Below are 10,727 nucleotides of genomic sequence, written 5' to 3'. Positions count from 1 at the left end.
GCCACCGCCGCGCCGGGCCCACGGGTCTGCAGGGGGCGGCACTGCACGATGCCGACGCGCACGTCGCCGCTGCTGGTGATGTTGACAGTGAACTCGACGTCGACGGGGTAGTCGTAGGCCACGGCGAGGGCGTCCAACACGTCGCGCATGAAGCCGGCGAACGGTGTCGAGGTCAGCAGCCCACGGAAGTCGGCCACGACGAGCGGCCGACGCGGCGTGCGCGCCCGGCCGGAGCGACGCTCGAGGTCGGAGAGCCGACGGAGAGCGGCGGCGTCCGGGCTGGTGAAGAGCGACCAGTCGGCGCGGATGTCGGTGCCGACCAGCGCGTCGAGGGCGACGGTGGCCAGGCTGTTGCTTGACAGGTCGAGGACGTCGACCCGGCGTTGGCTCGATGCGGAGAGGTCCTCGGGGTCTGAGAAGCGGCGGGCCAGGGGCGCGTCGAGCGCGACGATCCGGGCGTGGTCGAGGTTGGTGCGGTCGACAGCGCGGGTGCCGAGCCCGACGACGACGCGGAGCATGCCCGCGTCGGCGTCCATCGCGGCGTCCCAGGTGTAGAGGTTGGACGAGTTGCCCACCCCGGCGGCGTGGGGGAAGAAGTGGTCGCCGTGGTGGTCACCCGACACGCGCTGCACGAGGATCGCCATCTGCTCGTCGGCCGCCGCGAGCCCGCGCACCTGGCGGTAGCGCAGGGCGTCCGGGCTCATCGACGAGGCGTACACCGCTCGGACGGCATCTTCGAAGGCGGCCAGGCGGGCCGCAGGTGAGCCTTGGTTGGCGAGGAAGAAGCTGTCGTACTTGCCGGCGAAAGCGTTGCCGAAGTTGTCCTCCAGCAGCGAGCTCGACCGGACGATGATCGGCGCTTGGCCGAAGTGTTCGAGCAGGGCGACGAACTCCTCGCGAATGGCGGTCGGGAAGTCGCCCTGACCGAGCAGGTCGTGGAGGGTGGCGCCGGCGGAGAGGAAGCCGTCGGGGGAGCGCTGGGCGAGCCGGTGGTGCCACCAGCCATTCGTGACGAGGTAGGTATAGAAGACGTCGGCACCGATGTGGAACGAGTCGTGGGGCTCCAAGTGCGCCGCGAAGCGGTTCAGCGGGTCGTGGTTGAGGATCGCGCGCGCCGTGAGCATGCCCACGGCCTTGCCCCCGACGTTGCCCGTGCCCACCATGCGTGAGGCCACCACGAGGAGGTCGGCGAGATCGAGGTGGCGTCGCGCCAGTTCGCCCATGCGCTGACCGGCGTGGCCGAGCAGGGCGTCGGCGAGGACGCCGTAGGCGGCGGCCCGCGCTCCCTCGTCACCGTCGAGCGCGTCGATGGCTTGGTCGACGACGCTCGTCCAGTGATCCGGACGCCGCCGCGCACGCCCCCGCGCCGCGGTGAGGCGTGCGGAGGCCTCGGAGCTGGTGACGGGGGTGGCGGCGTCGCCGGTGACGTGGTGGGGGAAGAACATGGTGGGGGAGCTGCGCCGGTCGACCTTGAGGGGGTGCACGTAGGTCTCACCGTCGACGACGTGGAGGTCGACCAGCACCTGCGTCGTCTCCCGGATGCCGGCGAGCGTGGCCGCGGTGGTCTCCTCGCGGAGCAGGGGGAAGTAGGCGATGGTGTCCAACTCGTAGAGGAACGGGCAGGTCACCTTGAAGAAGTTCATGACCATCAGGTCGGAGTGCCAGGCCACCCGCAACTGCGCCAGGGAGTCGAACACGTAGAAGGCCTCCCGCCCCGTCTCGGCGATGAGGTCGTGGACCGCGAGGGCGAACGGCTCGAAACCGTCCGTGGGATCGAGGTGGTGGACCTCGGCGTCGCCGGCCGCCACCAGGGCCGGGTGCGAGCCGAAGCTGACATAGACGATGCGGCGGCCGTCGGAGCGGGCGGCGTCCAGGAAGGGGGCCAGGACGCGGGCGAAGTCGGCGAGGCTCGCACAGTGCCACACGACGTTGTCGCCGATGCGCAGCCCGTCGACGGCCGCATCCAGGCCGCCGATGCCAGTGCTCGCGCGTGCGTTCATGGGCCCACCGTAGCTGTGACCTCCCGATTCGGACCTCCCAACTGGGTGCACCTGCGCGCAGTTGGGAGGTCCGAATCGGGAGAGCATTCGTCCGAGATGTGTCCGGAGCGCCGGCGGGCGGCGACTAGGATCGCGCGCATGTCCAAGGTGCTCATGAAGCTCCCGGTGGGGGAGAAGGTCGGCCTCGCGTTCTCGGGCGGTCTCGACACGTCGGTGGCCGTCGCGTGGATGCGCGAGAGGGGCGCCATCCCCTACACCTACACCGCGGACATCGGCCAATACGACGAGCCCGACATCGACTCCGTGCCGAGTCGTGCTGCGGCGTACGGTGCCGAGGGCTACCGCCTCGTCGACTGCACCACCGAACTGGTGAACGAGGGCCTCGTGGCGCTCCAGTGCGGGGCGTTCCACATCCGCAACGCCGGCGTTCCCTACTTCAACACCACGCCGCTCGGGCGGGCCGTGACGGGCACGATGCTCGTCCGCGCGATGCGGGAAGACGACGTCAACGTGTGGGGCGACGGCTCCACCTACAAGGGCAACGACATCGAGCGCTTCTACCGCTACGGGCTGCTCGCCAACCCGCAGTTGCGGATCTACAAGCCGTGGCTCGACGCCGACTTCGTCACCGAGCTCGGCGGCCGCGACGAGATGAGCGCCTGGCTCACCGAACGCGGCCTGCCGTACCGGGATTCCCAGGAGAAGGCGTACTCCACCGACGCCAACATCTGGGGCGCCACGCACGAGGCGAAGAAGCTCGAGTTCCTCTCGACCGGCATGGAGATCGTCGAGCCGATCATGGGCGTGGCGCACTACCGCGGCGACGTCGAGATCGCGGCCGAACAGGTCACCGTCGCGTTCGAGCAGGGCGTGCCCGTGCGCATCAACGGCGCCACGTTCGCCACGGCCGTCGACCTCGTACGCGAGGCCAACGCCATCGGCGGACGCCACGGGCTCGGCATGAGCGACCAGATCGAGAACCGCATCATCGAGGCGAAGAGCCGCGGCATCTACGAGGCACCCGGCATGGCGTTGCTGCACATCGCCTACGAGCGGCTCGTCAACGCCATCCACAACGAGGACACCGTCGCGAGCTATCACAACGAGGGGCGCAAGCTCGGCAGGCTGTTGTACGAGGGCCGTTGGCTCGACCCGCAGTCGCTCATGGTGCGGACGTCGTTGCAGCAGTGGGTGGCTTCGGCGATCACCGGGGAGGTGACACTCTCGCTGCGCCGGGGCTGGGACTACTCGATTCTCGACACCACCGGCCCCGCGCTGTCCTACCACCCCGAGAAGCTCTCGATGGAGCGCGTGGCCGACGCCGCCTTCGGGCCGGTCGACCGGATCGGCCAGCTCACCATGCGCAACCTCGACATCGCCGACACCCGCACCCGCCTCGAGCAGTACAGCGCGCTCGGGCTCGTGGGCGGCGCGGTGTCCGAGCTGGTGGGCGAGCTCGATGCGGGCGAGGCCCGGGCGATCACGGGTGGAGCCCAACTGGCGCCGGACTTCATCGACGACGCCCAGTTCGTCTCCGGCATGGAGGCGGGCACCGACTGACGATGGAGCTCGCCGACATCGCGTGGGGCGACGTGATCAGCGACTCCGACGGCGTCCTGGTCGTCGAAGGCACTCTCAGGGGTGATCCGGTCATCGTGAAGCGGTACGCAGCCCCGCAGCACCGCCGCGAGATCGCCAACTACGCGCTGCTCGGACGCCTCGGCGTGCCCACACTGCCCGTGCTCGGTTCCGGGCCCGACTGGCTCGTGCTGGCCGATGCCGAGGATGCCGGCTACCGCTTGGGCACGCCCGACGACCTGGACGATCCGCACGTCGCGCGCCTGCTCGCGCGGTGGTACGCCACGCTGCACGCGGCAGGGGAGCAGACCGACGCCGCCGACCTGGCAGGCCTGTACTCCGAGCTCGACGTGGTGGACGCCGCGGGTCTGGCCCGCATCGCCGACCGGTGGCCGGAGCTGGCGCTGCCGGCGGCCTGGGCGCAGGAACAACTGCCACACTGGCGGCACCTCCTGGCCGACCTACGGCGGACGCTCACATACAACGACTTCTGGTACACCAACCTTGCCGTGCACTGGACGGGCGCGTCAGCGCTCATGTTCGACCACAACCTGCTCGGGGCCGGGCTGCGATCGTCCGACCTGCGCAACGTCACGGTTTCGCTGTCGGAGCGGGCGGCGTCCGCGTTCCGCGACGAGTACGAGGCGTTGGTCGCGGGCCATGGCGTCCGGATCGATCCTCGTGAGGCCGCTCTCGACGAGCCGCTGTCCCATCTCGCCACCCTCGTGTTCGCGGCCGAGGCGGAGCAGACGCCGCGCTGGGCAGACGCATCACTCGCATGGCTGGCCGCCGCACCCCACTGACGGAAAACGTCCGGAACCGGCGCTAGGTTCGCTTCCATGGATGTTCTGGACTGGCTGCTCGCTTCCGATCCGGCACTGGCCTGGCAAGTCGAGCGCGACCTCGCCGGCGCCGACGAGACCACCTGGCGGGCCACACGCGCCCGCGTTGCGACGGAGGGGTACGGCGCCGGGCTGCTCGCGCTGCAGGATGCCGACGGCCAGTGGGCCGGCGGCGCCTACTTCCCGAAGACCATCGTGCACCCCGTGGAGTGGGGCGACCGGGAGGCGCAGCCCTGGATGGCGACGGCCTGGGCGCTCAAGGACCTGCGGGAATGGGGGGTGGACGCTGCGGTCCTCGGCGACACGGCTGAGCGCATCGCGGCGAACGCGCGCTGGGAGTACGACGACCTGCCCTACTGGGGCGGCGAGGTCGACGCGTGCATCAACGCGTCCACGCTCGCCACCGGCCAATGGCTGGGGGCCGACGTGAGCGGTTTGAGGGCATGGTTCGACGAGCACCGGCTCTCCGACGGCGGCTGGAACTGCGACTGGGTCGAGGGCGCCACCGTGAGTTCGTTCCACTCGACGCTCAACGCGCTCGTCGGGCTGCGGGAGTTCAGCGAACTCGGTGGCGGGGACACGCGGGAGAGCCGCAGACGAGGCGAGGAGTACCTGCTGGCACGGCGGCTTCGGCTCCGCGCCAGCACGGGCGAGCCGGTGGCCGACTGGGTCGATCGGCTGGAGTACCCGTTCCGGTGGCGCTACTCGACGCTGCGGGCGCTCGACCACTTCCGTGCGGCGTCCCTGCTCGACGGCACCCCTCCCGATCCGCGGCTCGCCGACGCCATGGCCGTGCTCCGGGCCCAGCGGTCGCCCGACGGCACCTGGGCGCAGGGGCGGCGCGACCCGGGGGCTGTCTGGTTCCTGACCGACGCCGACGTGGGCGAGCCCTCGAAGTGGCTGACGTTCTTCGCGCTGCGCATCCTGCAGTGGTGGGACGCCGACGCTACGGTCGGCCGGGCCGGAGACGCCAGAGGGGTCGCAGGATCGGGCCAGGGCAAGTAATCTGGTGCCACAGCCCGGGCCGCGCCCCGCTGGCCCACTCGGTGAGGAGGAGGCCGTGGCAATTCCGTTCGATCCGACCGGCGCGATCGTCGTCGGGACCGACCTGTCGCAGCGAGCCGGGCGAGCGGTCGAGTGGGCGTCCGCGCGCGCGGCCGAGACGGGCCACACCCTCCAGGTGGTGCTCGCCATCCCCGAGGTGCCGATCCCGCCGCGGAGCCACCTGTTCGCCGCCATGCAGGAGTCGGACTGGCCGGGCCACATCGAAGAGCTTGCGGAAGCGAAGCTCCACGAGGTGACCAACCATGTGAAGCGGGCGCACCCCAAGCTGGCCATGGAGACCTTCCTCGTGCGTGGTGTGCCTTCCTACACCCTCGCGCAGGCGTCCAAGACAGCCGAGTTGCTCGTCATCGGGGCGCGCGGCGCGTACGCGCCCTTCAAGGTGCGGGCACTCGGCGGCACGGCGGACGCGGTCGTGCAGCACGCTCACGGTCCGGTGGCGGTGGTGACCGACCTGGCCGAAGGCGTCGAAGGCGGCCCGATCGTGGTGGGAGTCGATGACTCGGCCGAGGCGCAGGCGGCGCTGCGCTGGGCGGCCGCGGAGGCCGACAGCCGCGGCGTCCGGCTGCACGCGGTGCACGCGCTCGACCTGACGCCGTGGCTGAGCGCCCCGCTGGGCGGTGGGGCGATCGATCCGGTGCCGCTCGCCGAGGGCATCAAGGACGCGACCGAGCGCCAGGTCGCCCCTTACCGGGAGCAGTACCCGGAGTTGCAGATCGACGTGGAGGTGCCCACCGGGCTGCCCGAGAAGGCACTGTTGCACGCGAGCGAGGGTGCGAGCCTGCTCGTCGTGGGGTCGCGGGGGCGGGGTGGGTTCACCGGGCTGCTGCTCGGCTCGACCAGCAAGGCCGTGCTGCGGGATGCGCGCTGCCCGGTCGTGATCCTGCGCGGCGACGACCGGCGCGTGACGCCCGCGTAGCGCGGGTCAGGGGGTGGGCGTCTCGTTGGGGAGCGCGCCGCCGTAGCGCCGATCACGCTGGGCGTACAGCTCGATGGCGTGCCAGAGATCGCGGCGGTCGAAGTCGGGCCACAGGCGGTCGAGGAAGACCATCTCGGCGTACGCGGACTGCCAGACGAGGAAGTTCGAGGTGCGCTGCTCGCCCGACGAGCGCACGAACAGGTCGACGTCGGGCACGTCGGGGCGGTAGAGATGACTGCGGAAGCTCTTTTCGGTGACCTTGTCCGGGTCGAGGCGTCCGGCCCTCGCCTCGGCGGCGACCTGCCGGACGGCGTCCACGATTTCGGCGCGTCCGCCATAGTTGACGCAGAACTGGAGCGTGAGCGTCGTGTTGGTGCGGCTCATCGCCTCGGCCGTTCTCAGTTCGCCGATCACGCTCTTCCACAGGCGCGGTGCGCGGCCGGCCCACATGATCCGGACGCCGAGGGCGTTCAGTTCGTCGCGGCGGCGGTGGATGACGTCGCGGTTGAAGCCCATGAGCCAGCGGACTTCGTCAGGCGAGCGCCTCCAGTTCTCGGTCGAGAACGCGTACGCCGACAAGTACGGGACGCCGATCTCGATCGCCCCGTGGATGACGTCGAGCAGCGCGGCCTCGCCGCGCGCATGGCCGTCGGTGCGGGGCAGGCCGCGCTCCTTGGCCCACCGGCCGTTGCCGTCCATGACGATGGCGACGTGGCGCGGGACGAACGTAGGGGGAAGGGTGGGGGGCGTCGCCCCCGAGGGGTGCGGTGTCGGCGGCACGGGCAGGGGTCGAGGTTAGCGGCCGGGCCCGGCCGGATCCGCTGGAAATGTCGGGGCGACGCGTCATGATGGGAAGACACGACGTGGAGGAGGGGCGGGGCGATGCATCGGGTCCTGGTGGCGGTGGTGTCGGTGGTGGTCTTGGCGGGGTGTGCCTTGGTGCCACCCGGGTCGACGTCTGGGCCGGGAGTGACGTCGCCGGGGGCGCCTGGGACGTCGGTCGAGCCGACCTCGACGCCCGCCGTGCCGACCGAGGCGGCGTTGGTGTACTTCGTGCGCGACTCGACCGGCGGGTTGCGCCTCGGCCGGGAGGAGCGGCAGGTGCCGGCCGCCGACCCGGTCGCGGGTGCGGTGCAGACGATGCTGGCGGGGCCGGTCGACCCCGACTACACCAACCCGTGGCCGTCGACGGCCGCGGTGATCGGCGTCGCGACGAGCGGTGACGTCACGACGGTCAACCTCAATGCGGACGCCTGGCCGACCGGGCTCGACGCCCGCACGATGCATGCCATGGCCGACCAGCTCGTGTGGACCGTCACCGAGCAGACCGGCGCCGATGGCGCGGTGGCGCTGCAGATCGACGGGCGCCCCGTGGGCGACTGGGGCGACCTCACGTGGTCGGGCAACCTGCGCCGCGCAGACCCCCTTGCGACGCGGGTGTTGGTCTCGATCGACAGCCCGGTCGACGGGGCGACGGTGGCGTCCCCGGTGACGATCAGCGGCGACGCCGCGGTGTACGAAGCCGTTCTACCCTGGCGCGTGCTGGACGCCGCGGGCGCAGAAGTGCAGACCGGCTCGGCGCGGACCGCCATGGGGCAGGAGTTCGCCGACTATGCGTTCACGGTGACGCTGCCGCCCGGCGAGTACACCGTCGAGATCCGCGAGGACGACGTCGGCGACGGCGAAGGACACCAGCCCGACGTCGACACGCGGGCGTTCACGGTCTCCGGCTGAGCGGGCGACCGCGCGGCCCTCGGCGCACCTGCCGGCCATCGGTCTCAGCGTTCGACCAGACCCAGCGTGCGCAGCCCGCGCTCGGTGTGCCAGCCCACGAAGGCCGCGATGAGGCCGGACGCCTGCCGTTGCGTCGGCTCGTCGATCGTGCGGGTGGTGACCCAATCGCCGCTGATGAGCGCGCGGAGGTAACCGAGCGTCTCCGGGCGGAGCAAGGGCGTCCCGGGCGGGCGGCAGCGGCGGCACACCGTGCCGCCCTGACTGGGGGAGAAGGACTCGTGCGGTCCGGCGTCCCCACAGACAGCGCACTCGCCGAGGCTGGGGGCGAAGCCGGCGGTGGCGACTGCGCGCAGCAGGTAGGAATCCATGATCATGGTGGGCGGCCGGTCGCCGTCGGCGGTGCCCGCCGTCAGCGCGTTGAGCGCTCCCGCGAGCAGCAAAAACTGCTGCAACGACGGCTCACGTTCGACGCCGACGAGCCGGTCGGCCGTCTCCAGCAGCACTTGGCCCACGGTGTAGCGCGGGTAGTCGGCACCCAGCGGCTGCGACCACGGGTGCAGGGTGACGGCCTCGGTGATCACCTCGAGCGTCCGGCCGGTGGCGAACTGCAGGTCGACGTGGCTGAACGGCTCCAGCCGGGCACCGAACTTGCTCGACGTCCGCCGGACGCCGCGCGCCACCGCCCGCACCTTGCCGTGCCGCCGCGACAGGACGGTGATGATGCGGTCGGCCTCACCCAGCTTGTGGGTCCGGAGGACGACCGCCTCGTCGCGATAGGTCGGCACGAGGCCATTGTTCCAGCCGCGCAGCCTCAGGCCAGCGTGAACACGTAGCGCGTCGTCGAGCGGAACGGATGCTCGGCGTCGATGCGCACCGAGCCGAACTCGGTCCTGTTCGCCGTATCGGGCACCTGTTGTGCCTCCAGCGCCACCCCGCCGAAGTCGGGGTACGGCACCCCACCGAGGCCGGCGGCGTCCGTGCTGAGGTCGACGCCCGTGAAGACCTGGATGCTCGGCTGGTCGGTCCAGATCTCGAGGCGACGACCGGACGCCGGATCGGTGAGAACGGCGGCCGGGCCGTCGCCGGGGTCGAGCAGGAAGGCGTGGTCGAGGCCGGACGCCGCGGCCACCTGAGGATGGTCGGAGTCCATGACATCGCCCAGCCGGACGCCGCCGCGCAGGTCGAACGGGGTGCCGGCGACCTCGACAGGGGGTCCGGTCGGGATCGACGTGGCGGCGGTGAAGAGCACCCGCCCTGCGCGGACCGCCACCACGTGGTCGCGAATCGTGCCCGACCCCGCCAGGTTGAAGTAGGGGTGCAGGCAGGGCGCGGCGAGCGTGGGGGTGTCGCTGGCGACGGCGAGTGTCTGGCTGAGCTCGTTGCCGCGGAGGCGGTACGTGACGGAGGCCGCCAGGTGTCCGGGCAGGCCGCCGGCGGGGTCGGTCCAGCCGAGGGCGAGGGTAGCCGCGTCCGGGCCGGCCTCGATGAGCGTCCAGGGCCTCGTGGAGAAGCCGTCCGGGCCGCCGTGCAGGGTGTTGCCGCGGTCGTTGGTGGCGAGTTGGTGGGTCACGCCGTCGAGGGTGAACCGGCCGTTCGCGATGCGGTTCGCTACCGGCCCGACGAGGGCACCGAGGTAGTAGGTGCTCGCCGCCCGGTCGGCGTCGTCGGCGTGGCCGAGCACCAGATCGACCTCAGCACCGGCCGTGCGGGCGACGACCCGGTTGAGAGCCGCCCCCAGCATGCGGATCTCGACCGACAGGGCCTCGCTGTGGAGCGTGTGGCTGAGCATGCCCGAAGGCTACGCCGCCGGGCCGAACCGGAGTCAACCCGACGTGCACGCCCGCGTTGGCGGGTGGCAGCGCGGCCCCGCGAGTCAGGACTCCTCGCGCACCGCGCAGGAGGCGCACAGGCCGAACAGTTCCAGTTCATGGCCGACGTCGGTGAACCGATGGCGTCGCGCCAGCGACTCGACCAGTGCCTCCATGCCGTCCATCTCGAACTCGACGGTCGTGCCGCAGCGGCGGCAGATCAGGTGGTGGTGATGGTGGGCGGCCTGCCCGCAACCGCGGTAGGCCGACTGGCCGTCGGGCGTCCGGACCACATCCGCCTCGCCCGTCTCGGCCAGCGACTGGAGCGTCCGGTACACGGTCGCCAGGCCGATGCTGTCGCCGCGACGGCGCAGCAGGTCGTGGATGTCCTGCGCAGTCCTGAACTCCTCGAGCTTCGCCAGCACCTCCGCGACGGCCGCGCGCTGGCGCGTGCGTCGCTGGGGTGTGTTGGTCATCGCGGCCTCCTCGACGGCAGCCTACCCGGGGCGGCGTCGAGCCGGAGCCGCCGGTGCCCGTAGGCTGCATGGGTGATCTCCATCAGCCGGTTCCGGGTTCCGGACGCCGCCGCCGGCGCCTTCCACGCACGTGCGGACGCCGTCGTCGCCTTCTGGCGGGAACGGCCGGGCTGCGAGGAGGCACAGGTGGTCCGCAACCTCGACGAGCCCGACCTGTGGGCGATCGTCACCCGCTGGGCCGATGTGGGCTCCTACCGCCGCTCGTTCAACGGATCCGAGGCCAAGATGGCGCTGATGCCGCTGCTGGG

The 10,727-nt window shown here is 71.5% G+C and carries 11 protein-coding genes; 6 read left to right on the top strand and 5 right to left on the bottom strand.

Annotated elements, in window-relative coordinates; genetic code table 11:
- On the bottom strand, positions 1-2,000 hold a 2,000-nt coding region (locus Q1K57_RS12880; RefSeq protein ID WP_300083306.1), incomplete at its 3' end, for a PEP/pyruvate-binding domain-containing protein.
- A gap of 129 nt (positions 2,001-2,129) precedes the next feature.
- Here Q1K57_RS12880 and argG point away from each other — a divergent pair.
- From argG to Q1K57_RS12860, 4 genes are read left to right on the top strand one after another with little or no spacing between them, the layout of a single operon-like run.
- The gene (argG, locus tag Q1K57_RS12875; RefSeq protein WP_300083308.1) at positions 2,130-3,560 is read left to right on the top strand and encodes an argininosuccinate synthase; all 1,431 of its coding nucleotides are present in this window, start codon (positions 2,130-2,132) and stop codon (positions 3,558-3,560) included.
- Between the two features lie 2 nt (positions 3,561-3,562).
- Positions 3,563-4,381, top strand: coding sequence for a phosphotransferase (locus Q1K57_RS12870; RefSeq protein WP_300083305.1), 819 nt, complete (start codon positions 3,563-3,565; stop codon positions 4,379-4,381).
- Positions 4,382-4,417: 36 nt separating this feature from the next.
- A complete protein-coding gene (locus Q1K57_RS12865) occupies positions 4,418-5,425 on the top strand; it encodes a squalene cyclase (RefSeq protein ID WP_300083303.1) in 1,008 nt (335 codons plus the stop codon).
- 55 nt (positions 5,426-5,480) lie between these two features.
- Positions 5,481-6,401: a universal stress protein gene (locus tag Q1K57_RS12860; protein WP_300083301.1), complete on the top strand. Its 921-nt coding sequence runs from the start codon at positions 5,481-5,483 to the stop codon at positions 6,399-6,401.
- Between the two features lie 6 nt (positions 6,402-6,407).
- Here Q1K57_RS12860 and Q1K57_RS12855 read toward each other — a convergent pair whose 3' ends face one another.
- On the bottom strand, positions 6,408-7,187 hold the full coding sequence (locus Q1K57_RS12855; RefSeq protein WP_300083307.1) for an isoprenyl transferase: 780 nt from the start codon (positions 7,185-7,187) through the stop codon (positions 6,408-6,410).
- A gap of 96 nt (positions 7,188-7,283) precedes the next feature.
- On the opposite strand from Q1K57_RS12855, the gene Q1K57_RS12850 reads away from it, so the two are divergent.
- Positions 7,284-8,135, top strand: coding sequence for a Gmad2 immunoglobulin-like domain-containing protein (locus Q1K57_RS12850; protein ID WP_300083299.1), 852 nt, complete (start codon positions 7,284-7,286; stop codon positions 8,133-8,135).
- 44 nt (positions 8,136-8,179) lie between these two features.
- On the opposite strand, the gene recO is transcribed toward Q1K57_RS12850, so the two are convergent.
- From recO to Q1K57_RS12835, 3 genes are all read right to left on the bottom strand, one after another.
- Positions 8,180-8,920 (bottom strand): DNA repair protein RecO, encoded by a 741-nt coding sequence (recO, locus tag Q1K57_RS12845; protein WP_300083297.1) that lies wholly within the window; start codon positions 8,918-8,920, stop codon positions 8,180-8,182.
- Between the two features lie 26 nt (positions 8,921-8,946).
- Positions 8,947-9,924: an aldose epimerase family protein gene (locus tag Q1K57_RS12840; RefSeq protein WP_300083295.1), complete on the bottom strand. Its 978-nt coding sequence runs from the start codon at positions 9,922-9,924 to the stop codon at positions 8,947-8,949.
- A gap of 84 nt (positions 9,925-10,008) precedes the next feature.
- Positions 10,009-10,419: a transcriptional repressor gene (locus tag Q1K57_RS12835; protein ID WP_300083293.1), complete on the bottom strand. Its 411-nt coding sequence runs from the start codon at positions 10,417-10,419 to the stop codon at positions 10,009-10,011.
- Positions 10,420-10,491: 72 nt separating this feature from the next.
- Between Q1K57_RS12835 and Q1K57_RS12830 the strand changes: the two genes are divergently transcribed.
- On the top strand, positions 10,492-10,727 hold a 236-nt coding region (locus Q1K57_RS12830; RefSeq protein WP_300083291.1), incomplete at its 3' end, for an antibiotic biosynthesis monooxygenase.

The organism is Propioniciclava sp., from assembly GCF_029977985.1.
Taxonomy (GTDB): Bacteria; Actinomycetota; Actinomycetes; order Propionibacteriales; family Propionibacteriaceae; genus Propioniciclava.
The sequence above is the reverse complement of the archived record's forward strand: the minus strand, read 5'-3'. Positions and strand labels throughout refer to the sequence as shown.

Excerpts from the sequence above, each read along its gene's own strand:
- Q1K57_RS12865 (WP_300083303.1), top strand. The coding sequence starts at position 4,418 with ATGGATGTTCTGGACTGGCTGCTCGCTTCCGATCCGGCACTGGCCTGG.
- Q1K57_RS12850 (WP_300083299.1), top strand. The coding sequence starts at position 7,284 with ATGCATCGGGTCCTGGTGGCGGTGGTGTCGGTGGTGGTCTTGGCGGGG.
- Q1K57_RS12835 (WP_300083293.1), bottom strand. The coding sequence starts at position 10,419 with ATGACCAACACACCCCAGCGACGCACGCGCCAGCGCGCGGCCGTCGCG.
- Q1K57_RS12870 (WP_300083305.1), top strand. The coding sequence starts at position 3,563 with ATGGAGCTCGCCGACATCGCGTGGGGCGACGTGATCAGCGACTCCGAC.
- Q1K57_RS12840 (WP_300083295.1), bottom strand. The coding sequence starts at position 9,924 with ATGCTCAGCCACACGCTCCACAGCGAGGCCCTGTCGGTCGAGATCCGC.